Origin of the sequence: Methylotuvimicrobium sp. KM1 (genome assembly GCF_044788715.1) — a bacterium.
GTDB lineage: Bacteria > Pseudomonadota > Gammaproteobacteria > Methylococcales > Methylomonadaceae > Methylotuvimicrobium.
In genome coordinates this window covers 4,267,895-4,291,997 of the sequence record NZ_CP173170.1, presented here as the reverse complement: position 1 = coordinate 4,291,997, position 24,103 = coordinate 4,267,895, and the positions used below count along the sequence as shown (strand labels likewise).

23 protein-coding genes and 5 tRNA genes are annotated in these 24,103 nt (G+C 48.2%); 18 read left to right on the top strand and 10 right to left on the bottom strand.

Features of this window, described 5'->3' with window-relative positions:
• Positions 1–203: 203 nt before the first annotated feature.
• The 6 genes from mltB to ACINK7_RS18620 form a co-directional block, all read right to left on the bottom strand.
• The gene (gene mltB / locus ACINK7_RS18645) at positions 204–1,532 is read right to left on the bottom strand and encodes a lytic murein transglycosylase B (RefSeq protein WP_404357598.1); all 1,329 of its coding nucleotides are present in this window, start codon (positions 1,530–1,532) and stop codon (positions 204–206) included.
• Between the two features lie 2 nt (positions 1,533–1,534).
• Positions 1,535–2,665 (bottom strand): rod shape-determining protein RodA, encoded by a 1,131-nt coding sequence (gene rodA, locus ACINK7_RS18640; protein ID WP_404357596.1) that lies wholly within the window; start codon positions 2,663–2,665, stop codon positions 1,535–1,537.
• Complete coding sequence (gene mrdA / locus ACINK7_RS18635) at positions 2,643–4,502, bottom strand: penicillin-binding protein 2 (RefSeq protein ID WP_404357595.1); 1,860 nt, start codon at positions 4,500–4,502, stop codon at positions 2,643–2,645. Before mrdA ends, rodA begins: the two co-directional genes overlap by 23 nt.
• A 12-nt stretch (positions 4,503–4,514) precedes the next feature.
• Positions 4,515–5,003, bottom strand: coding sequence for a rod shape-determining protein MreD (gene mreD, locus ACINK7_RS18630; RefSeq protein WP_404357593.1), 489 nt, complete (start codon positions 5,001–5,003; stop codon positions 4,515–4,517).
• Positions 4,990–5,877 (bottom strand): rod shape-determining protein MreC, encoded by an 888-nt coding sequence (mreC, locus tag ACINK7_RS18625; protein ID WP_404361476.1) that lies wholly within the window; start codon positions 5,875–5,877, stop codon positions 4,990–4,992. The genes mreD and mreC overlap by 14 nt, the downstream gene beginning before the upstream one ends.
• Before the next feature lie 396 nt (positions 5,878–6,273).
• Positions 6,274–7,317 (bottom strand): rod shape-determining protein, encoded by a 1,044-nt coding sequence (locus ACINK7_RS18620; RefSeq protein ID WP_014149802.1) that lies wholly within the window; start codon positions 7,315–7,317, stop codon positions 6,274–6,276.
• A gap of 387 nt (positions 7,318–7,704) precedes the next feature.
• Here ACINK7_RS18620 and gatC point away from each other — a divergent pair, with 387 nt between their 5' ends.
• The 5 genes from gatC to ACINK7_RS18595 all read left to right on the top strand — a co-directional run bounded on the left by gatC (position 7,705) and on the right by ACINK7_RS18595 (position 12,062).
• Entirely contained in the window at positions 7,705–7,992 is a 288-nt protein-coding gene (gene gatC / locus ACINK7_RS18615; RefSeq protein ID WP_404357591.1) for an Asp-tRNA(Asn)/Glu-tRNA(Gln) amidotransferase subunit GatC, read from the top strand.
• Between the two features lie 16 nt (positions 7,993–8,008).
• Complete coding sequence (gene gatA, locus ACINK7_RS18610; protein ID WP_404357589.1) at positions 8,009–9,460, top strand: Asp-tRNA(Asn)/Glu-tRNA(Gln) amidotransferase subunit GatA; 1,452 nt, start codon at positions 8,009–8,011, stop codon at positions 9,458–9,460.
• Between the two features lie 12 nt (positions 9,461–9,472).
• A complete protein-coding gene (locus ACINK7_RS18605; RefSeq protein ID WP_404357587.1) occupies positions 9,473–10,078 on the top strand; it encodes a Uma2 family endonuclease in 606 nt (201 codons plus the stop codon).
• Positions 10,079–10,096: 18 nt separating this feature from the next.
• On the top strand, positions 10,097–11,536 hold the full coding sequence (gene gatB / locus ACINK7_RS18600; RefSeq protein ID WP_404357585.1) for an Asp-tRNA(Asn)/Glu-tRNA(Gln) amidotransferase subunit GatB: 1,440 nt from the start codon (positions 10,097–10,099) through the stop codon (positions 11,534–11,536).
• A gap of 85 nt (positions 11,537–11,621) precedes the next feature.
• Positions 11,622–12,062: a Uma2 family endonuclease gene (locus ACINK7_RS18595; RefSeq protein ID WP_404357583.1), complete on the top strand. Its 441-nt coding sequence runs from the start codon at positions 11,622–11,624 to the stop codon at positions 12,060–12,062.
• Between the two features lie 116 nt (positions 12,063–12,178).
• Here the strand turns inward: ACINK7_RS18595 and ACINK7_RS18590 are convergent, their stop codons facing one another.
• From ACINK7_RS18590 to hemA, 4 genes are read right to left on the bottom strand one after another with little or no spacing between them, the layout of a single operon-like run.
• A complete protein-coding gene (locus ACINK7_RS18590; protein ID WP_404357581.1) occupies positions 12,179–12,592 on the bottom strand; it encodes a M67 family metallopeptidase in 414 nt (137 codons plus the stop codon).
• A 41-nt stretch (positions 12,593–12,633) separates the two neighbouring features.
• Positions 12,634–13,479 carry a peptide chain release factor N(5)-glutamine methyltransferase gene (prmC, locus tag ACINK7_RS18585; protein WP_404357580.1) on the bottom strand — a complete coding sequence of 282 codons (846 nt, stop codon included), beginning with the start codon at positions 13,477–13,479 and terminating at the stop codon, positions 12,634–12,636.
• Positions 13,480–13,483: 4 nt separating this feature from the next.
• On the bottom strand, positions 13,484–14,569 hold the full coding sequence (gene prfA, locus ACINK7_RS18580) for a peptide chain release factor 1 (RefSeq protein WP_404357578.1): 1,086 nt from the start codon (positions 14,567–14,569) through the stop codon (positions 13,484–13,486).
• Positions 14,566–15,825 carry a glutamyl-tRNA reductase gene (gene hemA / locus ACINK7_RS18575; RefSeq protein WP_404357576.1) on the bottom strand — a complete coding sequence of 420 codons (1,260 nt, stop codon included), beginning with the start codon at positions 15,823–15,825 and terminating at the stop codon, positions 14,566–14,568. Before hemA ends, prfA begins: the two co-directional genes overlap by 4 nt.
• A 630-nt stretch (positions 15,826–16,455) precedes the next feature.
• Here hemA and ACINK7_RS18570 point away from each other — a divergent pair.
• From ACINK7_RS18570 to nusG, 13 genes are all read left to right on the top strand, one after another.
• On the top strand, positions 16,456–18,117 hold the full coding sequence (locus ACINK7_RS18570) for a tetratricopeptide repeat protein (RefSeq protein WP_404357575.1): 1,662 nt from the start codon (positions 16,456–16,458) through the stop codon (positions 18,115–18,117).
• Positions 18,114–18,701 carry a lipoprotein insertase outer membrane protein LolB gene (lolB, locus tag ACINK7_RS18565; RefSeq protein WP_404357573.1) on the top strand — a complete coding sequence of 196 codons (588 nt, stop codon included), beginning with the start codon at positions 18,114–18,116 and terminating at the stop codon, positions 18,699–18,701. Before ACINK7_RS18570 ends, lolB begins: the two co-directional genes overlap by 4 nt.
• Positions 18,694–19,542 carry a 4-(cytidine 5'-diphospho)-2-C-methyl-D-erythritol kinase gene (gene ispE, locus ACINK7_RS18560; RefSeq protein WP_404357571.1) on the top strand — a complete coding sequence of 283 codons (849 nt, stop codon included), beginning with the start codon at positions 18,694–18,696 and terminating at the stop codon, positions 19,540–19,542. The genes lolB and ispE overlap by 8 nt, the downstream gene beginning before the upstream one ends.
• A 24-nt stretch (positions 19,543–19,566) precedes the next feature.
• Positions 19,567–19,641: transfer RNA gene (locus ACINK7_RS18555), tRNA-Gln, on the top strand.
• 40 nt (positions 19,642–19,681) lie between these two features.
• Positions 19,682–20,635, top strand: a complete 954-nt coding sequence (locus ACINK7_RS18550; RefSeq protein ID WP_404357568.1) for a ribose-phosphate diphosphokinase — start codon at positions 19,682–19,684, stop codon at positions 20,633–20,635.
• Between the two features lie 42 nt (positions 20,636–20,677).
• Positions 20,678–21,298: a 50S ribosomal protein L25/general stress protein Ctc gene (locus ACINK7_RS18545; protein WP_404357566.1), complete on the top strand. Its 621-nt coding sequence runs from the start codon at positions 20,678–20,680 to the stop codon at positions 21,296–21,298.
• Positions 21,299–21,463: 165 nt separating this feature from the next.
• Positions 21,464–21,548, top strand: a tRNA-Tyr gene (locus tag ACINK7_RS18540).
• 20 nt (positions 21,549–21,568) lie between these two features.
• Positions 21,569–21,642 (top strand) — tRNA-Gly (locus ACINK7_RS18535).
• A gap of 17 nt (positions 21,643–21,659) precedes the next feature.
• Positions 21,660–21,735: transfer RNA gene (locus tag ACINK7_RS18530), tRNA-Thr, on the top strand.
• Positions 21,736–21,773: 38 nt separating this feature from the next.
• On the top strand, positions 21,774–22,964 hold the full coding sequence (gene tuf, locus ACINK7_RS18525; protein WP_404357564.1) for an elongation factor Tu: 1,191 nt from the start codon (positions 21,774–21,776) through the stop codon (positions 22,962–22,964).
• A gap of 38 nt (positions 22,965–23,002) precedes the next feature.
• Positions 23,003–23,078: transfer RNA gene (locus ACINK7_RS18520), tRNA-Trp, on the top strand.
• A 38-nt stretch (positions 23,079–23,116) separates the two neighbouring features.
• A complete protein-coding gene (secE, locus tag ACINK7_RS18515) occupies positions 23,117–23,494 on the top strand; it encodes a preprotein translocase subunit SecE (protein ID WP_404357562.1) in 378 nt (125 codons plus the stop codon).
• 3 nt (positions 23,495–23,497) lie between these two features.
• Positions 23,498–24,031 (top strand): transcription termination/antitermination protein NusG, encoded by a 534-nt coding sequence (gene nusG / locus ACINK7_RS18510; protein ID WP_341326293.1) that lies wholly within the window; start codon positions 23,498–23,500, stop codon positions 24,029–24,031.
• Positions 24,032–24,103: the final 72 nt, after the last annotated feature.

Below are 24,103 nucleotides of genomic sequence, written 5' to 3'. Positions count from 1 at the left end.
ACAGAAGGTCATATTGTAACAGTGATTACTCCCTATATACTCAAAAAATGGTTAACTTTATGAAGGTATGGGTTGTGGCTGGCGAGGATATCGGCAGCAGGGAGCGCTGCCGTCAAGCCCCCATGGATGGGTTTACGGCGGTCCTCGATAGACACATCCCATACCTTTTATTCTTCGACGGTTTTTCAAGCAAAAGGGAGTAGTTAATTTCCGATGCTTTCGACGATATACCGTGTTTGATCGATGCCGATTTCATTCAGTTTGGCGTTTAATCGCTCGGCGTCTTCGGCGGATTTTAACGGGCCGATTTGCACTTTGTGAAGCGTCGTTCCGTTTTGAGTAACGGGTTTAATTTTTGGTAGCGGCAGTAGGCTGTGTTCGGCGATTTTTTTACGTAAAGCTAAAGCATTGGCCTCATTACCAAAGGCGCCCAGTTGGATATAGATGGCGGGCTGTTGACCGCTTTCCAGGAGGGGAGGGGTTGCGGTTGGGTTGTCCGGAAGGTTGGTGCTTATCTTTGGTATTTCCGAGTGTTCAGCAATCGCGCGGCTGAGCTGATAAACCGCCATTGCGTAAAGCGGACTGTGATTGTAGCGGGTGATAACATAGAAGTTATCCAATCCTAGCCAAAGCTCCTGTCCTTGTTCGAGTTCAAAGGCTAGCAATTTAGCTTTTATATCCGCAGTGAGCGTTTGTTGAGGTTTGACTTGCAACGCTTTTAACTGCGAGATAGTGCGGTCAGGCTTGATATCGCCCTGCAGTGCTTGCCGGTAAGCGTTTCCTTGCGCGCTCGTCCGAAATGCCACCGATTGGCCTCGTTGCCAGTGGTGTTTGTAAAAATAATTGCCGACGCTGGCAATGGCATCGGCCGGATTGTTCCAGATATCGCGGTGATAGTCTCCTTCGAAATCGGCTGCATAGCTGCGAAAACTACTCGGCATAAATTGTGGGATGCCCATCGCGCCGGCATAAGATCCGGTTGGTTGTAACGGATCAATGTGTTCCTCGCGGCACAGCAATAAAAAGTTTTCAAGCTCGCCGGTGAAAAACGGGCTCCGTTTCGGATAATTAAATGCGAGAGTCGACAATGCATCGATCACGCGATAGCTCCCCTTATTGGCGCCGTAGGAAGTCTCGACGCCGATGATCGCCGTGATGATTTCCGGCGGGACGCCGTATTTTTGTTCGGTAACGGCCAAGGCTGCGGCATTATCATGCATAAATTTTACACCGCCTTCGATGCGCGCTTCGGTCATGAATATTTTCCGGTATTTGTACCAGGGCATCGCTTCGGCAGGACGGGTGATGGCCTCAATGATGCGCGGTTGCAATTCGACCGACCGGAATAATGTATTCAGCTTGCTCTTGTCGAAGCCGTGCTTAGCCGACATCGTGCGTATGAATGCCGACATGTTCTCGGGCAATGTTTCGGACTGTGAGGCTGGCGCGGCCGCTTGCACCGAAGAAGGGAAGGAGGGGCTCAGTATCAGAGCTCCGCAGACAATTAAAGTGGCTGTTGAGGGTTTCTTCATCGTTAAGTCGGTAAGAATTTTTTGTGGGTGTGGATGGACATCAGGATGCCGAATCCTGCGAGCAAGGTAACCATCGAGGTGCCGCCGTAGCTGATCAGCGGTAACGGGACGCCGACAACCGGTAAGATACCGATGACCATGCCTATGTTAACAAAGACGTAGACAAAAAAGGTAAAGCTGAGGCTTCCTGCCAATAAGCGGCTGTAACTGTCTTGCGCTTGAATTGAAATATACAGGCAACGACTGATAATGACAATGTAGAGCGCGATTAACACAAGACAACCGGAGAGACCGAATTCTTCGGCAAATACAGCGAAAATGAAGTCGGTTGAGCTTTCAGGCAGAAAATCGAGCTGGGCCTGGGTGCTGCCTTGCCAGCCCTTGCCGAAGATGCCGCCGGAGCCGATGGCTATTTTCGATTGGATGATATGATAGCCGCGCCCGAGTGGGTCGGCTTCCGGGTCGAGAAAGGTCAAAACCCGGGCGCGTTGATAATCGCGCATGAAATGCCAAATGATAGGGGTCAGCGAAGCAATGATGGCGCCGATGCTGATGATGAATCGCCATGACAATCCGGCAAAAAAGATGACCATGGCTCCCGAGCTGAACACCAATATCGAGGTGCCTAGATCGGGTTGCTTTGCAATCAATAGTGTCGGTATCAGGATCAACAAGCCGGCGATTCCCATCTGCTTCCACTTCGGAGGCAATGTGTTTTCCGATAAATACCAGGCAATCATCATCGGTGCGGTAATCTTAAGCATTTCGGAGGGTTGAAAGCGAAAGAAGCCTAAATCGAGCCAACGCTGTGCGCCTTTGCCGATTTGCCCCATGATCAGTACGGCAACCAGCAAGGTTACGCCGATTCCGTAAAGAATCGTCGAATAGCGTTTGAATTGATAAGGATTAATATGCGCAAGCACGATCATCAGGACAAAGGCAATCAGCATGCGAGTGGCCTGACGGATCAATATATCGGTATCTTGTCCGCTAGCACTATACAAAATCAGAAAGCTTAGGCTAAGAACTAGCAGCAAACATATCAGCAAGGGAATGTCGATATGCAGTTTTCTCAATAGATTGCCGAGGAGCGAGTGAGGTACGAATTGTTCACTGCGCGTTTCGGTCTTCATCGCTGGATTCCTGTAAATATTGACGTATAATTTTTCCGGCTATCGGTGCTGCAACCGAACCGCCATGACCGCCGTTTTCGGCAATGACGGCAACAGCGATTTGCGGATCGTGAGCTGGCGCGAATGCCATAAATAGCGCATGGTCGCGCAGTTTAAAAGCAATTTCATTTTCGTTATAGCGCTTTTCTTGTTTGACGGTAAAGACCTGGGCCGTGCCGGTTTTGCCGGCAATTTGATAATCAATGCCACGGCTGATGACCCTTGCTGTACCCCTGGCACTGTGTACGACATTGATCATCGCGGAGACGACCGCATCGATATTTCTAGGATTTAGCGCGAGGGATATTTCCGGTTTGGCTTCCACGGGTTTTAGAATGCCATTGTCGGTAAACGAGCCCACTAAGTGCGGATGGACGACCTTGCCTCTATTGGCCAGCGTAGCAGTAGCTCGAGCCAATTGCAGCGGCGTGACCTGGGTATAGCCTTGGCCGATGCCGGTAATAACCGTTTCGCCGGGATACCAGGATTGATTACGGGCTTTGCGCTTCCATTGTTTAGAGGGTTGTAGGCCTGATAGTTCGCCGACTAGGTCAATGCCTGATTTTTCTCCGAAGCCGAACTTCGTGAAGAAACGGTGGATATTGTCGATGCCGAGCGATAAAGCCAGACTGTAAAAGTACACGTCGCAAGACTGCACGATTGCAAGGTTCAGGTCCACCGTACCATGGCCGCCTCTTTTCCAATCCCGGTATTTATGTTTGACATTAGGAAGTTGAAAATAACCGGGGCAATAAGTTTTTTGGCCAGGGTGGGTCACTTGATATTCAAGCCCGGCCAAGGCCATGAAAGGCTTGATCGTGGAGCCGGGTGGATATTGTCCTCTTAGCGCCCGATTAAACATCGGCTGGGCATCCGAAGTTTGCAGTTCTTTATATGATTTACTGTCGATGCCGTAGACGAACGGATTGGGATCGAAGCCGGGGCGGCTGGTAAAGACCAAGACGCCACCGGTTTTTATTTCGATCGCCACGACCGCCCCGTTATAAATATCGAGTGCATCATAAGCGATCTTTTGTAGATCGATATCGAGGGTTAGGTGTAGGTTCGAGCCCGCAGTCGGGTCGACTGTTTTTAAAGTGCTGATCGCTCGAGATTGCGCGTTGGTTTCTATTTCGGCATAGCCGGCCTTGCCGTGTAGTTCGGTCTCATAAGCTAACTCGATCCCAACTTTGCCGACATGGTGAGTGCCGCGATATTCAGAAACCGGGAGTCTTTTTAATTCGTTTTCGTTGATTCGGCCAACATAACCGATGACATGCGAGGTTAGAATGTTGTAGGGATAGTGTCTGACCAGGCGCGCATGAATATCGACGCCTGGAAAATAAGGTCTAACTGCAGCGAACTTGGCAATTTCTTCCTCGGACATGCGCAATAATAGCGGTGTGCTGGTAAAGCGTTTTTCGCGTTTGCGCAGCTTTTGGTACTGCTCGATTTTATCTTCGGGAATATCTAGTAATTCTTGTAAACGAGCGAGTGTGTCGTCGAAATCTTTGATTTGTTCGGGTATCAATTCAAGGCTGTATGTTGGAACATTATCGGCCAACACTCTCCCTTTTCGGTCGAAGATGATGCCGCGGGTCGGTGGTAACGGTGATATTTTAATGTGGTTATTTTTAGCTAGGGTCGCGTAATGTTCGTGACCGACAATCTGTAAATAAACCAAGCGAACGATTAAGCCGATTGATAGAAGTAGAATGAAGATCAGCGCGACAATCGCGCGTCCAGTAAAAATGCGGTTTTCCTCCGCCGGGTTTTTTATGGTGTAGGTGCGAGGCATGAGACAAACGATTCAACGAATGCGTCGGTAGAGTCGTATTGCACGCAAAGAAAAAAAGACTAAGGGCCAGAAAAAGGTGCCGGTTAGTACGGGTAACCAAAAAGTGTAAGAAGCGCGTGCGATAGTTTGGCTATCAGTGATCCAGAATATCAAAAATTGAGATACGAGTAGGCAAAAAAAGATAAATAGGCCTTGTTGCAGAATCGGGTATTGTCTGAGTCGTTTGTGTAGCCTCAAGCAAAGGAAGGCTACCAGCGAGTTCGTGAGCGCATTTAACCCTAGCATTCTGCCGGTTAATACGTCAGTCAGTAAACCGATGGTCCAAGCGCTAAATATGCCGACTCGGTCGGGTGCGGCCAGTACCCAGTAAATAACCACGAGTAATATCCAATTGGGATTGAATTGCGCCATGGGTTGAGGCCAGGCGGCTATATTCAGGCACATGGCAAATATAATCGAGAGAAGATAACGGCTGTAGCCGAAAGCATTATTCTTCGGCATGGTTTTCGTCCGCTTGTTCTGTTTCTTGAGTTTCCAGCGGAATAGGTGCTTCGCTTTTCCATACGATTAGCAATTCCCGGCTTCGATTTAATTGTGCCTTAGGTGTTGCGTATATTTCGGCGAAAGGTTTGTTAGGCTGGAGGATTATTTTTTCTACGACAGCGACCGGATAGCCTTGCGGAAAAATACCGCCTAAGCCTGAGCTAATCAGTAGGTCGCCTTCCTTGATGTCGGCGTTGTTTGCTAAATAAGGCAATATTAGCCTATTGATTCGCCCGCTGCCGACTGCGATCGTACGTAAGCCGTTGCGATTGATCTGTACTGGAATTGCATGGCCCGGATCGGTAATTAGCATGATCTCGGAGTTAAGCGGAAGCGCACGGTATACTTGGCCGACCACGCCATATGCATCCAAAACCGCTTGCTGAGCATGCACGCCGAACCGCGTTCCTTTATCAACGACGACGACATGTTCGAAGGGTGCTAGGTTGACGGATAATAACTCGGCCACCAGTACCTGTTCACCCAGTTTAAAGGATTTTTCCAGTAATGCCCTTAACCGGATATTTTCCTTCTCCAGGGCTTCATATTTAAGCAATTGGGATTTGTAAATCAATTGTTCTTGGCTTAGCCGTTCATTTTCTTCTTTTAGACTATAAAGTGATTTTATCGATTCTACGGTTTCTTTTGAGTGATGTAGAGGCCAGTCCGTAATCGATTGAATCGGATAGGTAATCATTGATAGTACGCTGCGAAGTTTGTCCAGTTGCGAGCTTTTGCGTTCAGCGACCAGAAGTGCGATTGAGGCCACTATCGCCACCAGCAGTCGCGTATTAATCGAAGGGCCGGTGGCAAATAAAGGATTAATAACGATTACCTCGAAAATGAACCGTATAGGTAAAGATATTTCGCGTGGTCATGTTTGCGAGTTTCTGACGAGCTCTTTTAGTCGATGGCATTGCCATAAACGCTACAAGCATGGTCGCGCGATATGTATCCCATAACGGACAGAATATTATTTGGATAGTTCGATTGTGCATCATTCGAATCGACATTCTATCCGTGGAAATTGATTTAGTAAGGATTTCGTGATTATAACGCCCTGTAACTATGAGCTGTGTTGAGGTTTCGGTAACTCGTTGGGCCTGCCAATCGAGCAGCCGAACCCTCCATAAAATAAGGAAGTTATTTACGACCAAATCCTAAGCTATTCAAAGCTTCGATTCTGCCGAATAAATCGGCGTGGCGAGTATTTGTTTTAAGTTTGAAGTTATTCTAGCGAAAATGCGCTAGGGCCTTTTTTATCCAGCATTTCCAAAACGATTCCACCGCCTCGAGCCACGCAGGTTAGAGGGTCGTCGGCGATATAAACCGGTAGTCCGGTTTCTTCTGCGATCAAACGATCGATATCTTTGAGCAGCGCGCCGCCGCCGGTCAGAACGATACCTCGGTTCGCAACATCGGCGCCGAGTTCCGGCGGAGTCTGTTCCAGTGCGACTTTAACAGAACCGACGATGCCGGACAAAGGGTCTTGAAGTGCTTCTAGGATTTCATTACTGTTTAATGAAAAGCTGCGAGGTACGCCTTCGGCGAGATTGCGCCCTTTAACTTCAATTTCTTTGACTTCGCTACCCGGGTAAGCCGCCCCAATTTCATGTTTGATTCGTTCGGCTGTGGCCTCGCCGATCAGTGTGCCGTAATTACGGCGGACATAATTGATGATCGCCTCATCGAAACGATCGCCTCCGATTCGTACCGATGCCGAATAGACAATACCGTTCAATGAGATGACGGCGACTTCCGATGTGCCTCCGCCTATATCGAGCACCATCGAACCTTGGGCTTCATCGACGGGGAGTCCTGCTCCGACCGCAGCCGACATGGGTTCCTCGATTAAATACACTTCACGGGCGCCGGCCATCGAGGCGGACTCTCGAATCGCTCGGCGTTCTACTTGGGTGGAGCCGCATGGGACGCAAATCAGGATACGAGGGCTGGGACGTAGCAGTTTATTTTCGTGAACCTTTTCGATGAAATACCGTAGCATGCGTTCGGTTACGGCGAAATCGGCAATCACGCCATCTTTCAAAGGGCGAATCGCAGTGATGTTGCCGGGGGTTCGGCCAAGCATCATTTTTGCTTCCATACCTACCGCCGCGATGGTTTTAGCTCCGCGAATTTTGTCTTCCTTGATGGCCACAACCGAGGGCTCGTTTAATACGATTCCTTTTCCTGGAACGTAAATCAAAGTGTTGGCGGTTCCTAAATCTATCGAGAGATCGTTGGAAAAAAGGCCGCGTATTCGTTTGAACATTTATTAACCTGTATCCTGAGCGAATAAATTGTATTACTTTATCAATCAAGCGGGTAATTGAGCAAGATATAAAGTATTATACTTAACACAATTCAAAATCCCGTTTCAATTTTCGCCTGTCACCGCACTGTAATTATACCCTACGCACTTCAAATTTCGGCAGCGCCTACAGGGGCGTATTTACCCAGCACCTAAATTCCATAGCCCATCAGCTATGACTCACTATCTTAGATAATTTAGGTGCTGGGTTTACGGCGTCCTTTGACGGGCATCCCAGTGCCGAATTTTGATCTACGATGGGTATAGTTACCCAAAAATTTATGAAGCGCTCGAATTTTGAGTTGTGAACAGTCATGTTTTCGGATTGATGATTAATGGAGTTGTAAAATGTCTTTAACGACCGACGATGTAAATAAAATCGCGCATTTAGCAAGGTTGGGCGTCGATATTCAAGATGTCGACACTTATGCGCATGATTTATCGGGGATACTCGATTTGGTTACGCAAATGAGCCAATTAAATACCGAGGGAGTTGCGCCCATGGCGCATCCGATGGAGCAAGGCCAGAGGTTGAGACCGGATCGGGCAACCGAAACGAATATGAGAGAAAAATTTCAAGCGATTGCACCTCAAGTCGAAGCGGGATTGTATTTAGTCCCTAAGGTGATCGAATGAAGGATGGGGAAAGGCTATGAATAATAAAACCATCGCCGAACTAGCTAAAGGCTTGCGTTCCGGCGAATTTTCCAGCGTGGAGTTGACGCAAGACTATTTAGAGCGGATTCGGCAGTTTTCGGCACTCAATGTATACATTACCGTGACGGCCGAGCAGGCGCTTGCCCAAGCCGAAGCCGCGGATAAACGGTTGGCGGCAGGAACGGCCGATTTATTAACCGGAATACCGGTGGCGCAAAAAGATATTTTCTGCACCGATGGCGTTAAAACGTCTTGCGGTTCGAAGATGCTCGATAATTTCATTTCGCCGTACAATGCAACCGTCGTCGAAAAACTCAATGCAGCCGGTGCAGTGATGCTCGGTAAATCGAATATGGACGAATTTGCAATGGGCTCGTCGAACGAAACCAGCTTTTATGGTTCGGTCCAAAACCCTTGGAATGTTTCGTGCGTTCCGGGCGGTTCTTCGGGTGGTTCGGCCGCGGCGGTTGCCGCAGGACTCACGGCAGGCGCGACAGGTACGGATACCGGCGGTTCGATACGTCAGCCGGCGGCTTTCTGCGGTATTACCGGTTTGAAGCCGACTTATGGGCGCGTTTCCCGATATGGCATGATTGCCTATGCCTCAAGCCTCGATCAAGGAGGTCCGATGACGCGTACTGCCGAGGATGCGGCTATCATGCTGCAGGCGATGGCCGGTTTCGACGAGAAGGATTCGACTAGCGTCGATATACCGGTTCCCGATTATTCGGCCGGGCTGAATCAGCCGTTAAGCGGTTTGAAAATCGGTCTGCCGCAAGAATTTTTCGGCGAAGGGTTGAACGGCGAAATCGCAGCAGTCATCGAAACAGCCGTCAATGAATATCGCAAATTGGGTGCCGAGGTCAAAGAAGTCTCGATGCCGAATCTGAAACACGCGATTCCGGCTTATTATGTGATTGCACCGGCCGAATGCTCGGCAAATCTATCGCGTTTCGACGGTGTCCGTTTCGGCTACCGCTGTCAGAATCCGGCCGATTTGGCCGACCTATACACGCGCTCGCGCGGCGAAGCGTTCGGCAAGGAAGTCAAGCGCCGTATCTTGATCGGAACCTATGCCTTGTCGGCCGGCTATTACGATGCCTATTATTTAAAAGCTCAAAAAGTCAGGCGTTTGATCAGCGACGATTTCAAAAACGCATTGGCCGAGGTCGATGTGCTGATGGGTCCGGTATCGCCGACGGTGGCGTTCGGTCTCGGCGAAAAAACCGGCGATCCGATTCAGATGTATTTGTCCGATATTTACACGATCGCGATCAATCTGGCAGGCCTTCCGGCCATGTCGATTCCGGCCGGGTTCGTTGATGGCAAACCGGTCGGTTTGCAAATCATCGGGAATTATTTTGCCGAGGAGCGGTTGTTGAATGTAGCCCATCGTTATCAGATGAATACTGACTGGCACAAGCAGGTGCCGAAAGGGTTCGAATAAAGGAGGTTGGGTATGGCCAAAGTTACCGAATTGTCGCAATTGGATATGAACGGGAGTTACAGCTACGCCGATTATTTGACGTGGCGTTTGGATCAAACGGTCGAGTTGATCAAGGGCAAGATCTTTACGATGTCGCCGGCGCCGAATGTCAAGCATCAGCGGATTTCCGGCAAATTATTTCTGGATTTGGGTGCTTATTTCAAGAGCAAGTCCTACGAAGTTTTTGCCGCGCCGTTCGACGTTAAGCTTTACGATTGCCGCAAATCGAAATTGAGCGACCGCGAGGTATTCAGTGTCGTACAGCCCGATTTGTGTGTGATCTGCGATAAAAACAAACTGACCGAACAGGGCTGCGACGGCGCGCCCGACTGGATCATCGAAGTGCTTTCTCCGGGCAATAATAAGAAGGAGCTTCGCTTCAAATACGATCTGTATCAGGAAAGCGGCGTCGGCGAATACTGGTTGGTGTTTCCGTATGAACGCGCCGTGCAGCAATTCGTGTTGGACCGGGACGGCGAAGCCTATCGGCTCCATGCTCTCTATGCAGGCGACGAAACGGCACAGCCTTATCTTTTTCCCGAACTAAAAATCGATTTGGCCGAAGTTTTTGCCGAATAAATCAATAAGGAACAAGCAATGAATTCACAATGGGAAGTCGTCATCGGGTTGGAAATTCATGCACAACTCGCGACAAAATCCAAAATTTTTTCAGGCGCATCGACAGCCTACGGCGCCGAACCGAACACGCAGGCTTGCGCGGTCGATTTAGGCTTACCCGGCGTACTGCCGGTATTGAATCAAGAGGCCGTGCGCATGGCCGTTAAATTCGGTCTCGCGATCGAGGCGGAAATCGCGCCTTATTCGATCTTTGCGCGCAAAAACTATTTTTATCCGGATCTGCCGAAAGGTTATCAGATCAGTCAATTCGAGTTGCCGATCGTCGGCAACGGACACCTGGATATCGACCTAGATGGCGCGACGAAACGCATCGGCGTGACGCGCGCGCATTTGGAGGAAGATGCCGGTAAATCCTTGCATGAGGATTTTCACGGCCTAACCGGTATCGATTTGAACCGTGCCGGCACGCCATTGCTGGAAATCGTTTCGGAACCCGACATGCGTTCGGCGAAGGAAGCGGTCGCCTATATGCGCAAGCTGCACGAACTGGTGCGCTATCTGGAAATCTGCGACGGCAACATGCAGGAAGGTTCGTTCCGTTGCGACGCAAACGTGTCGGTGCGTCCGAGAGGCCAAGCGGAATTCGGCACGCGCGCCGAGATCAAAAACATCAACTCGTTCCGCTTCGTTGAAAAAGCGATTAATCACGAAATCGAACGTCAGATCGACCTGATCGAAAGCGGCGGCAAGGTCGTTCAGGAAACGCGGCTTTACGACGCGAACAAAGATGAAACCCGCTCGATGCGAGGCAAGGAAGAGGCGAATGACTATCGTTATTTTCCCGACCCCGATTTATTGCCGGTCGAGATTACCGAAGCCTTCAAACACGAAGTGCGCGCCACTTTACCGGAATTGCCCGATGCGAAGAAACGGCGTTTTATCGAGCAATACGGTCAGGACGATGAGAGTGCGGCTACGCTGACTTCGTCAAGGCAATTAGCCGATTACTACGAAGCGTTGGTCGATGCATCCGGTGGCGTAGCGAAGATTTGTACAAATTGGGTGACCGGCGACGTGCTCGGCGCTCTGAACAAGGCCGGTTTGGAAATCGGACAATGCCCGGTCGATGCGGAGCGATTGGCGGGCTTGCTGAAACGTATCGCCGATGACACGATTTCGGGCAAAATCGCAAAACAAGTCTTCGAGGCGATGTGGCAAGGCCAAGAAACGGCCGATCAAATCATCGAAAGCCAAGGTTTAAAGCAAATTACCGATACCGGCGCGATCGAGGCGATCATCGATAAAATCATCGCCGACAATCCAGGGCAAGTCGAACAATATCTCGGCGGTAAGGATAAAGTCTTCGGCTTTTTTGTCGGCCAAGTCATGAAGGAAATGCAGGGTAAGGCGAATCCGGCCGAGGTCAATAAGATTTTGAAGACTAAGTTGAAAAGGTAAGATTTATGGATGGGCGGAATTCCGGCCCATCCAACGGAATAGGCGCGGTTTATATGGCATTTGCGGAATAAGCATAGAGGATTATTTGCAAGGCGAATTACTCAGTGACATCAAGCATGAGTGTGTCGGGGGAGAAGTTTATGCGATGGTCGGCGTTAAGCGTGCGCATGACACGATCGCAATGAACCTGATCGCTCATGTGCATGCACATTTGCGAGGTTCGCCTTGCCGAGTTCATTCAGGCGAAATGAAGGTCCGGGTGCAAACCGAAACGGACGATAATTTTTTCTATCCCGATCTGCATGTTACCTGTTCGGCTGACGATACTCATGAGCATTTCAACACTCAGCCGAAATTGATCGTCGAGATACTCTCCGACGCAACCGAGCGTTACGATCGCTCCGAGAAATTTCATCACTATCGGAAATTAACCAGTCTCGAAGAGTATGTGTTGATCGCTCAGGATACGCAGCGTGTCGAATGCTACCGGCGCGATGAGCAATGGGATTTGCAGCTGTTTCAGTAAGGCCAGGCCGTCTTTTTTCATCGATCGATTGGGTCGCCGATATCGGTGATATTTATGAGGGCTTATGCTTTGGCGGCGATAGCTGAGGAGCGGTTATGTTGCGCCAAAACCAAGCATTAGCCCAAAATCAACGGGACTTCCTCAGCCTTTTGTTCGGCGATCCGGAAGCCGCGCATTTCCAGTACGCCTTTCGTATTCAGCGAAATGATCAAATTGAGTGCTTCAGGATAGTTTGCCATTTCCAAATCGATTTTTGAAGGAAAGGCCGGAGCTGTCGGGTGGGAGTGATAAATCGCGAACAATTCCTCACCGTTTTTACGCATTTGTCCCATCGCAGCGATTTGCTGTTTGGGATCCAATAAAAACCGGTTTTCAGGGTGATCGGCGCTATTGTCGACCGGGTAGCAATGGTTCGGGATGCCGTTAAGGCTTCCGATCAGTCCGCAAACCTCGGCTTCGGGTGACAATTGCGCGAGATGCAGCAGTTGATTGGTGATTTTTCTGGGAATATGAATTTCTGAAATTTGCATCGTGATTCGCTGTCGGCGTGTGGATGGTTTAAATTTAATCGCTACGAGCGCCATTGTCCATAAGTGACCCGAGGCTGACCTGAAAGATCGGGATAAGTGGCAATATTACGGTAATTCAATTGGCTAAAAATAGCCTGGACTTGATCTTGTTGATTGTAGCCATGTTCGATCAATAAATGACCTTGAGGGAGTAAATGTCGCCTAGCTGAATTCGCGATGCGCACAATATCACTCAAGCCATGATTGTCCGCGATCAATGCGGACATGGGTTCGAATCTGACATCGCCTTCGGTTAAGTGCGGGTCGTAATCCGCGATATAGGGCGGGTTGCTGACGACAAGATTGAACAGCGCCGAGTCGCTTATCGCCCCAAACCAATCGCTTTGCAAAAATTGGATGTTCCGAACATTGTGTCTCTGGGCATTTCGGCGGGCGATTGTCAGCGCGTTAGTGCTGAAGTCGGTGGCAATGACTTCGCTATCGGGGCGCTCGGCGGCCAGGGTAATGGCTATGATACCGGAGCCGGTTCCTAAATCGATCAGTCGGTAAGGTTGCCGTTCCGGTATCCGTTGCAAGGCCAGTTCGATTAGTAGTTCGGTGTCGGGCCTTGGGATCAGCACGTCGCGGTTAACTTCGAAATCACGCGACCAGAATTCGCGGTTGCCGGTGATGTATGCGATCGGCATGCCGGAAATCCGTTTTTGCAGTAGCGCTTCGAAATGGCTGTTTTGTTCGGGTAATAACTTTTTATCCGGCCATGCGCGCAGATGAGAGCGGTCTTTATCGAGCGCGAGGCAGAGCAGAATTTCGGCGTCGAGCAAGGGCGATTCGGAAACGAAACTCAAACTTTGGGCCGCGTGTGCCAATGCCGATTGAACGGTGGGCATCGGTTTAATTTTCGCCCAGTTGTGTCAATAGTTCAGCTTGATGCTCGTTAATTAACGGCTCGATGACATGATTGAGTCCGCCTTCCATGATTTCGTCAAGTTTATACAGCGTCAGATTGATTCGGTGGTCGGTCATGCGCCCCTGCGGGTAATTGTAGGTGCGAATCCTCTCGGAGCGGTCGCCGCTGCCGACTTGAAGTTTGCGATTCGCCTGTTGCTCGGCTTGATGTTTTTCCTGTTCGGCCGATAATAGGCGCGATTGCAATAACGACATCGCTCGGGCACGGTTTTTGTGTTGTGAGCGTTCGTCCTGACATTCGACGACGATGCCGCTCGGAAGATGAGTGATGCGGATTGCCGAGTCTGTTTTGTTGACATGTTGACCGCCCGCGCCGGATGAGCGATACGTATCGATACGAAGGTCTGCGGGATTAATGTCGATAGCATCGACTTCCTCGACTTCGGGCATGACTGCAACGGTGCAAGCCGAAGTATGGATGCGCCCCTGGGACTCGGTTTCCGGGACGCGTTGTACTCGATGCGCTCCCGATTCGAATTTGAGTTGCGAATAGACATCTTGGCCGGTTACGCGCAGGATAATTTCCTTATAGCCGCCATGTTCGCCTTCGTTTTCATTGATAATCTCGGTCTTCCAGCCTTTTTTCTCGGCATAGCGCTGATACATGCGCGCGAGATCGCCTGAAAATATCGCGGCTTCATCGCCGCCGGTCCCGGCGCGGATTTCCAGGAAAATGTTTCTGTTGTCGTTAGGGTCTCTCGGCAATAATAAAATCTGCAGTTCTTGCTCGATGACCTTTTGTTGTTTTTCGGCGGCGAGTATTTCCTCGTGGGCCATTTCGCGCAGATCCGGGTCCGGGTCTTTTGCCATTTCTTGCGCCCCGGCTAGATTTTCGGCGGTATCGAGATAGCGTTTATAGCATGTGACAATCGGGTTGATTTGAGCGTATTCTTGGCTCAATGAGCGGAATTTATTCTGATTGGCTTGTACTTCGGGCTCGGCCAATAAGGCGGTGATTTCATCGAAACGTTCGCTTAAGTTGGCTAATTTGTGTTCTATGGATGGCTTCATTGTGTGTTGTTCAATTTGAAAATTTCGCGGGCCGCCGCTATTAAGTCGTGTCTTTCGTTGGCTCCGGCTTCCCGAATTTGCGCACTGGGCGTATGGATTAGCTTGTTAGTCAATGTATGAGCGAGTCTCTGCAGCGCTTCTTCGGCGGAAATACCGCTTTGTAATTGATTTAATGTTTTGCGTAACGCGTCGTCGCGAATTTGCTCGGCCTGAATGCGGTAGTCTTTGATCGTGGTTAACGCGCCTTGCGAACGCAACCAGGAAAGAAAATGTTCGACCTGAGTATCGATGATTTCTTCCGCTTGTTCGGCGGCTTTGCGCCGGTTATCCATGTTTTGGTCGATCGTGTTTTTGAGGTCGTCGACCGTATAGAGATAGACATCGTTCAGTTGTTCGACTTCTGATTCTATGTCGCGCGGAACTGCCAAGTCGACCATGAACATTGGCTTGTGTTTGCGTTTTTTGATGGCACTTTCTACTCGGCCCTTCCCTAAAATCGGCAGTGAGCTTGCTGTCGATGAAACGACGATATCGGCTTCGGCCAAGTGTATCGGTAATTCCGATAGCGCAATGGCATAACCGTTAAAGCGCGTCGCCAAGGCGTGCGCTTTATCATAGGTTCGATTGGCGATGATGATGCGTCCGATGCCATGTTGGACCAAATGCCGTGCCGTCAATTCGATGGTTTCGCCCGCGCCGATTAGAATCGCGGTTTGCTCGCTTAATTTGTCGAAGATTTGTTGTGCCAGTTGCACGGCGGCGAAGGCTACTGAAACCGGGCTCGATCCTATGGCGGTATCGGTTCTGACTTTTTTTGCCGCGGAAAAAGTATGCTGAAAGAGCTTACCTAAATATTTGCCCAAGGTGCCCGCTTCATTAGCGGCTTGATAAGCGGCTTTCATTTGACCTAATATTTGCGGTTCGCCGAGGACCATGGAGTCCAAGCCGCATGCAACTCGAAACATATGCCGAATTAACTGGTTATCGTTGTAGGTGTAAAGATAGGGGGTTAAATCGTTAGGCTTGATGTTACGGGTTTGAGCGACCCAGTCGATTAAAATGTGTTTATTTTCGTTGGATGATTCGCAATAAAATTCCGTTCGGTTGCAGGTCGATAGAATAGCGGCTTCGGATATATCCTTTAAACGCCATAGATCTTTGAGTGATGAATCCAATATTTCGGCAGGGTAAGCTAGCCTTTCTCGGATAGAAACGGGGGCGGTGTTGTAATTTATCCCTACGGCAAGAAGTGTCATCGTTTTAAATTTAGAGTTCGGAGCGAATGTGGTTTTTTAGCTTGGTAAGTCAGGCCATTAGGCTATTGAAATCGTCTAAAGTTGCTGTATCGATTTGCGTGTGCGAAATTACCGATTGAACTTAGCGGATTTAAGTTTCGTCATAAGAATTTCGTGACAAGCAACTTCAGGTCTATGTGTTTTTAATAGGTTCGGTTGTTCGCTTGACAGTCCTAGCGCCTTAATTATCCAAGATAGTTGGCCATAAGCCAATGGGCTATGGGGCTTAGGTGCTGGGTGAAAGCACATGTTGCGAGAGCAAAAAACCTGTTCGACCCAGACTCCTGAAGATCCTGTCATAAGAAATAGAGATGTTATTTATGGTCAAATCCTAAGTTAGTTTTCTATGGCGCGCCATTGTTTGCCAAAATTATTTTTTTAGTCAAATTTTTTAATATTTTAATTAAATAATTAAGTTTTATTCAAATGCAGTAAAACAACTATCCGAACTGAAATGTTTTTCTGCTAATCTATTGCAAAACTGTATTGCAAAATATGAAGGATGTGAGTGTGTCGAATTATAAGTTAATTGCCGTAATAGCCCTTGTTTTTCTTAGTGGTTGCGGTTCCTCTCAGGAAAGAGGGCGAGCCATGGATGAGCTTGACGAGTATTCACAAGGTTCTCATGACGAGCAAGGCGTCGAATCAGCGGAGCCTATAACCGCTATTGAGCCGGATATTATGTACATGTTGCTGGCCGCTGAAATTGCCGGGCAAAGAGGACAGTACGATGTTGCTCTGGAAGGGTATCTCGAGGCCGCAAAACGGGTTAACGATGTTAGGTTGACCGAGCGTGCTGCGAAGATTGCTCTTTACATTAAAGATACCGAACGAGGCGATGAGGCTGTTGTGCTTTGGTTGAAACAAGAGCCGGATAATTTAACAGCAAGAAAAATAGCCTTGCTATCGGCCTTAAGAAAGGAAGTAAAGCCTTCGGCTATCGAGCATGCTCTCTTTTTGTTGGATATGGACCCAGAGGGTTTTGAAGATGCGTTTGTTGAGTTAATTAGAGCGTTGGGTCAAAAAGGCAATACCGCTTTCGTATATGATGTATTGGAAGATCTTGCCGAGCAAAGGCCGGAAGAAGCCACTGTTTTTTTTATTCAAGCCATGTTGGCAATGCAGTTAAACAGCAATGTTTTGGCGCAACGTAAAATTGATCAAGCCATTGAATTGCGACCGGATTGGGAAAAGGCTTTGTTATTTAGGGCGCAAATTGCGGCTTTTTCTGGAGATTTAGATAATGCAAGGGTTTATCTCACGGATTTATCGGAGCAAAATCAGGATAGTTTGAAGATTAAGAAGTTGTTGGCCCAAGTCCTGGTTAAGTTGAACGAGTATGATGAGGCTGGCAGGTTGTATCTGGATATCATTGATCAGGAACCGGAGGATTTTGAATCGCGTTTTTCTTTGGCGTTGGTTAATTTACAGATGGAGCGAGACGATAAGGCAGAGTCCTTGTTTAAGGGCTTGATTCCTTATCCCGAATGGAGTGATCAGGCAAGTTTTTACCTGGGCAGAATTGCGGTTCGGGATGGCAGAAATAGCGAGGCACTGGTTTGGTTCGATAAGGTCTCGAGGGGGAGTCTACGTTTCGATGCTGCGGCTGCGGGAATATCGCTACTGATTAAAGATAAGCAATTTGAAGAGGCGTCCCAGCGATTAAGCCGGCTTCGTGCGCGTTCGTCCGATGAAAAGATGCGAGCGCTGTTGTTAGAGGCGGAGTTTTATAACGAACAAAAGCAATATATCAAGGCGTTCGATTTGTTAAGCAAGGCAATTGAAGAAATGCCCGAGCAAAAAGAATTGTTATATACCCGGGCTTTGGTCTCGGAACGTATTGATCGCCTCGACGTGCTGGAGCAAGATTTAAGAAGGATACTGGCCCAGTATCCCGATGATGTTAGTGCTTTGAACGCATTGGGCTATACCTTGGCGGATAGAACCGAGCGTTACGAAGAGGCGCTGGTGTATCTTGAAAAGGCGCTGGAATTACAGCCGGATGAGGCGGTCATTATTGATAGCTACGGATGGTTGCAATTTAAGCTGGGGAATTATGAAAAGGCTTTAGAATATTTGCAGAAGGCTTATTCCAAGCAGCAAGAAAACGAAATTGCGGCGCATTTGGCGGAAGTCTTATGGGTCTTGGGTCGCAGGGATGAAGCGAAGAAATTATTCGAGCAGACGATAAAAATGTCGCCGGATGATGAATATCTTTTGGATTTTCAGCAGCGCATTCTTGATGCAGAATGAGAAACCAATACACAAAATCTCGCTATGGATGGCTGGTATTGGTTCTATCGGTTTTAACGGGATGTTCGGCCTCACCGATTAAAGATTTGGCGGCTTATTCGGAGCTTGGTCGAGGTGAGTTGTATCAATTGCGGGAATGGAGTCTGGATGGGCGTGTGTCGTTAACGGCTCGGCATGATTCGTGGGCTGGTGCTATAGAATGGCGGCGCGCGGATAGCGAAGAGATGATTCGAGTTTCGGGGCCATTCGGTCAGGGAGCGGTGGGCATTAATATTGCCGACGATTATGTCGACGTCGATCGAGGCGACGGTGCGGTTAGATATTATGATCGGTCCGATGAATTTATAACCGAACAACTGGGTTTTTTTGTGCCATTAAGATCATTGCGTTACTGGGTGATAGGCTTGACCGATCCGAATGAGTCGTTCGAAAATATTGGTAATGGTTTTATCCAGGACAACTGGACGATACGATATAGAAAGATGCAAAAAACCGATCGAGGGCTGTTGCCTTATAAAATCGATGTTTCTAATCCGGAAGTGAAATTAAAACTAATCATAGATCAATGGAATACGCATGAGTGAGGTGTATAAACGATGGCCTGCGCCCGCAAAATTGAATTTAATGTTGAGAATTGTGGGGCAGAGGGAAGATGGGTATCACTTGCTGCAAACAGTATTCCAATTCATTGATTTGTGCGATTGGTTGGTGTTTCGCCCGGTAAATGATTCGGCGATTTCGTTGCGTACACCGCTCCCCGGGGTTCCTGAGGCTGATGATCTAACTTTTAGGGCTGCTCAGTTGTTAAAAGAAGAAACCGGTTATGAGGGGGGGGTTGTCATCGAGATTGAAAAACACTTGCCTATGGGAGGCGGTCTAGGCGGGGGGAGTTCCGATGCGGCAACGACGTTGGTAGCGCTTAATGATTTATGGCAGTTAGGGCTTTCCCGTGAGCGGCTGATGCAGTTAGGCTTGCGTCTGGGCGCGGATGTGCCGATTTTTGTTTTGGGCCATAGTGCCTGGGCGGAAGGCGTTGGTGAGGTGTTTCAGGAGATTGAAGTGTCGGAAAAATGGGTCGTAGTGCTGAAGCCGGATTGTCATGTCGATACCAAGGAAATTTTTTCATCAAAAGATTTGACAAGGGATAGTAAATCAATCAAAATAGCCGACTTTATTGCAGGGCAGCACCAAAACGATTGTTTAGGCGTTGTTCGGAAGCTTTACCCGTCTGTTGATAGGGCTTTGAGAGAATTGTCGATATTCTCCGAGGCAAGGTTGACAGGTACAGGAGCATGCGTTTTTGCTCAGTTTGATACAGAGTTGGCAGCTAAAAAAGCGTATTTGTCGCTTAGCGGAAAGTGGCAATCCTATCTGTGTAAGGGAATAAACAGGTCTCCGTTGTACTCAAGTCTGAATGATGCTTAAGACTGGTAAGTATATCTAAGTAATTGGGCCGTCGCCAAGCGGTAAGGCACGGGGTTTTGATCCCCGCATACCCAGGTTCGAATCCTGGCGGCCCAGCCATTACCTAAATAGCGAATTAATTCAATCTGGGAGTGCCTGAATGAGTGACGCCTCTTTAATGGTGTTTTCCGGTAATGCAAATCGGGCGTTGTCGGAAGGTATTGTTAAAAAGCTTAGTATGCGGCTGGGTATGGCTGCGGTAGGTCGATTCAGTGACGGAGAGATCGCTGTTGAGGTTGAGGAAAACATAAGAGGCAAGGATGTGTTTGTCATTCAGCCGACCTGTTCTCCGACAAATGAGAATTTAATGGAGTTGCTGGTGATGATCGACGCATTTCGTCGCGCATCGGCATCTCGAATAACGGCGGTTATGCCGTATTATGGTTATGCAAGGCAGGATAGGCGTTCGCGTTCCGCAAGGGTTCCTATCAGTGCTAAATTAGTCGCCAAAATGATAGGTGAGGCAGGAGCGGATAGAGTGCTCACTGTTGATCTTCATGCGGATCAAATTCAGGGTTTTTTTGATATACCGGTAGATAATGTCTACGCTTCGCCGATTTTGCTGGGCGATGTTTGGCGGCAAAAGTATAAGGATCTAATAGTTGTCTCGCCCGATGTGGGTGGGGTTGTTAGGGCAAGAGCTCTGGCTAAACGGCTTGATGATGCCGATTTGGCAATAATAGATAAAAGACGTCCGAAAGCTAATGTTTCCGAGATAATGCATATCATAGGTGATGTTGAGGGGCGTACCTGCGTTATGATCGATGATCTAGTCGATACTGCCGGTACTCTATGTCATGCAGCGGAAGCATTGAAGGATCATGGTGCGGTCAGGGTTGTAGCTTACTGTACGCATGCTGTTCTTTCCGGAAGAGCAATTGATAATTTGAGAGATTCGGTTTTGGATGAATTGGTCGTAACCGATACGATACCGTTAGGCTTAGAAGCAAGTCGGATTGGTAAAATTAGGCAGCTCAGCGTTGCGGAGATGCTGGCGGAAACGATAAGACGTATCGCAGTCGGTGAGTCGGTTAGCTCGTTGTATGTGGATTGATAAATTAGCGAAGTGTATAGATGCACAGCTTTGGAGAATGAAATGTCAAGCGTATTTGAATTCGTAGCGGAAGCTCGGGAAAAGCCGGGGACTGCTTCTGCTAAGTCGGTTCGTCGACAAGGAAAAGTTCCGGCGGTAATTTACGGCGGAGAAATTGATCCTGAAATGTTAGTTTTGGATCACAATGAAGTTGTAAAGCATCTTGCTCACGAGGCTGTTTATTCGCATATCTTAGATGTGGTTGTTGCGGGCAAGGTGCAGAAAGCAATTCTAAAATCCGTACAAAGACATCCGGCTAAAGCTAAGGTGTTGCATTTGGATTTTTTGCGAGTAAATGCGAATGAAAAGTTAAAGGCGCAAGTGCCTCTTCATTTTGTCAATGAAGATATCTGTGTTGGTGCTAAAGTAGGCGGTGTGGTTATGCATAATTTAGTCGACATAGAGGTGGCTTGCTTGCCAGAAGATCTCCCTGAGTATATCGAAGTCGATTTAACGAATTTGAATCTTGGTGAATCGTTGCATGTTTCTCAATTAAATGCGCCGAAAGGTGTTGAGTTCTTAGCGTTGTCACACGGCGACGATCATGATGCGGATGTTTCAGTGGTCACAATTGTGCCGCCAAAGGTTGATAAGGCCGAGGCAGCTTCGGATGCTGAAGAGTAATCGATTAATGCTCTACCCGTGTTTGCCAATATGTAGGCAAATATAAGACTAAAAAGATTATAAGTTGTGTTTTTGTCAGTTTGAATGGCGGCAGAAACGCAAAAACAGGTTGTTCTTCTTGACAAAGTCATAGAGTTTTGTGAGAATGGCCTGCTTCCTGGTTTTGGAGGGGTTCCCGAGTGGCCAAAGGGATCAGACTGTAAATCTGCCGGCTCTGCCTTCGGAGGTTCGAATCCTCCCCCCTCCACCATCCTGTTTAAATTTAAGATTGCGGGTGTAGTTCAATGGTAGAACTCCAGCCTTCCAAGCTGGTCACGTGGGTTCGATTCCCATCACCCGCTCCAGATGATCGGTGGTTTCTGCCCATATAGCTCAGTAGGTAGAGCACTTCCTTGGTAAGGAAGAGGTCACCGGTTCAAATCCGGTTATGGGCTCCATATATTTGCAACAATAAAAGCTTTTTCGGGAAAGTAAAATGTCCAAAGAAAAATTCGAACGTAAAAAACCACACGTAAACGTAGGAACCATCGGTCACGTCGATCATGGTAAAACCACATTAACCGCGGCATTGACAAAAGTGATGGCGGATGCGCGTGGCGGCGTCTACAAAGCCTACGATCAAATTGATAACGCCCCCGAAGAGCGCGAGCGTGGCATTACAATCGCAACGGCTCATGTGGAGTACGAATCAGAAGCGCGCCACTATGCGCACGTAGACTGCCCGGGTCATGCTGACTACGTCAAAAACATGATTACCGGTGCGGCGCAAATGGATGGAGCGATCCTGGTATGTTCGGCGGCCGACGGTCCGATGCCGCAAACTCGTGAGCATATCTTATTAGCGCGTCAAGTGGGTGTTCCATATATCGTAGTTTATTTGAATAAAGCCGATATGGTGGATGATGCCGAATTGATCGAATTGGTGGAAATGGAAGTCAGAGAATTATTGGACATGTACGAATTTCCGGGCGACGATACCCCGTTAGTTATCGGCTCGGCGTTAAAAGCGCTGGAAGGCGATACCAGTGAAATTGGCGTGCCGTCGATCATTAAACTGGTCGAAGCCTTAGATACCTATATTCCGGAGCCTGAGCGTGCGATCGATCAGCCGTTCCTGATGCCGATTGAAGACGTGTTCTCGATTTCTGGGCGCGGCACCGTGGTTACCGGACGTGTCGAGCGTGGAATCATTAAGGTCGGGCAAGAGATTGAAATTGTCGGAATTAGACCGACTACGACGACAACCTGCACCGGCGTGGAAATGTTCCGTAAATTATTGGATCAAGGCCAAGCGGGCGATAACGTTGGGGTTTTGTTAAGAGGCACCAAAAGAGACGACGTCGAACGCGGACAAGTCTTGGCGCACAAAGGTACCATTAAGCCGCATACTCATTTCAAGGCGGAAATCTACGTATTATCGAAAGACGAAGGCGGGCGTCATACACCATTCTTTAATGGCTATCGTCCACAATTTTATTTCAGAACAACGGATGTAACCGGAGCGGTTGATCTTCCTGAAGGCGTGGAAATGGTGATGCCGGGCGATAACGTCAACGTTGAAGTAAAATTAATTGCTCCGATTGCGATGGAAGAAGGTTTGCGTTTCGCGGTTCGTGAAGGTGGTCGTACCGTTGGCGCGGGCGTTGTTGCTTCGATTATCGAATAACGAAAGCGCTAAATAACTTTTTTAATATTTTCTGAATTAGGTCAGTAGCTCAATTGGCAGAGCAGCGGTCTCCAAAACCGCAGGTTGGGGGTTCGATTCCCTCCTGGCCTGCCATCAGAAAAATACAATAACTATAAATCGTAATAACAATCATGAGTACACAAGTTGAATCCTCAGCATCGGTAGGTGATGTTGTTAAGCAAGTTTTCTCAATTGTTTTTGTTATTGCAGGTCTTGCGGGTTTTTACTACTTTTCCGAATATGCCTTATTATATAGGGTTCTCTCGCTAGTCGTTATCGTGATGATTGCGATGGGGCTCATGTTAACAACCCGGATAGGTCAAGGATTTTGGACTTTTGCGCTGGAATCGAAACAAGAAGTAAGAAAAGTAGTTTGGCCGACGCGTCAAGAAACAATGCGGACGACTTTAATGGTGTTTGCAATGGTTCTTATCGTTGGCGTGATACTTTGGTTGCTTGATATGTTTTTATTCTGGGGTGTGCGTTTATTGACCGGTCAAGGAGGATAATAAATGGCACTTCGTTGGTATGTTGTTCATGCTTATTCAAACTTTGAAAACAAAGTTAAAGAAGCGTTAGAAGAAAGGATAAAGCGAGAAGGTCTAGGGCAGTATTTCGGCAAAATTCTTGTGCCTACAGAAGAAGTTGTCGAGATGCGTATGGGGCAGCAGCGTAAAAGCGAGCGGAAGTTTTTTCCGGGTTATGTGCTCGTGCAGATGGAGTTGACCGATGAAACATGGCATATGGTTAGAGATGTCCCTAGAGTACTTGGGTTTATTGGTGGAACATCCGACAAGCCGGCGCCTATAACAGAAAAAGAGGCGATGTCTATTTTAAATAGAGTCGAGGAAGGGGTTAATAAACCAAGACCAAAAGTTTTATTTGAAGTCGGTGAAGTCGTAAGAGTAAACGACGGTCCTTTTAAGGATTTCAATGGAACGATAGAAGAAGTTAATTACGAAAAGAGCAAACTTAGGATTTCGGTTTTAATTTTTGGCAGGTCGACACCGGTAGAGTTGGATTTCAATCAAGTTGAAAAATCATAAAAAAGCGTTAAAAATTTTTTAAAATCCTGGATATGACTGTGTCCGGGATTTTTGTTTATTAGGGGAGCTGAA